The following is a 673-nucleotide window of genomic DNA, read 5'->3' on the forward strand; positions in this document are numbered from 1 at the left end:
AACGTTTATGTATAAGATTAGTGGCGTTGTTAAGCACTAATTTAGTAAACAAATACTTGCCAGCGGAAAATTCCGCAGGAATTTTCCAAGTAAGCTAGAATTAGCCATTAATTTTATACTTTGTTAGGCAACGTTTTTATTGTTTTTTCAATATCAAATTCCGTTTTAATTCGTTTTCCGTCTTCAGTAAATTGATGTACTAATGGTTCCCAAGAAACTAATTCGATAATTCCATTTTTAATTAGATAGTCCAAATATTTTTTTATTTCTTTACTAGAGTTAGATGTTGATTTAGCAACCTCATTTATCGTAAACCAAATATGTTCAATCGGTTCAGTACATAAATCAGATTGCAGCCAAAGTTCTCTGAAAAGAGTTTTCATAACCGATAAGTCTATTTTGCTATTCATCAATAACTTTTTTTAATTCGGTTTCAAATTTCTCCCAACTTATAAAAGTTTTGTCAGGAATAGTGCTAAAGTCAATTTCCTCCGTTACGTGACTAATTCCAAATTTGTTCTCAAAAAGTTGAAGACAATAAAAGTCATTGTTTATCCATATGTCAACCATAAATGCTCCCGAATCAAAAGAATGAATTTCGTGTCGAATTTCTTTTTGGTTTATTAATTCAGATATTTTATCAATATACGGTTTCATCTAATGTTGCCTAACG

The 673-nt window shown here is 30.0% G+C and carries 2 protein-coding genes; both read right to left on the reverse strand.

Features of this window, described 5'->3' with window-relative positions:
* Window positions 1-113: 113 nt before the first annotated feature.
* The gene (locus Q0739_RS14945; RefSeq protein ID WP_298239536.1) at window positions 114-383 is read right to left on the reverse strand and encodes a hypothetical protein; all 270 of its coding nucleotides are present in this window, start codon (window positions 381-383) and stop codon (window positions 114-116) included.
* A 19-nt stretch (window positions 384-402) separates the two neighbouring features.
* The gene (locus Q0739_RS14950) at window positions 403-657 is read right to left on the reverse strand and encodes a hypothetical protein (RefSeq protein ID WP_298239537.1); all 255 of its coding nucleotides are present in this window, start codon (window positions 655-657) and stop codon (window positions 403-405) included.
* Between the last annotated feature and the right edge of the window lie 16 nt (window positions 658-673).

This window comes from uncultured Algibacter sp., assembly GCF_947487605.1.
GTDB lineage: Bacteria > Bacteroidota > Bacteroidia > Flavobacteriales > Flavobacteriaceae > Algibacter_D.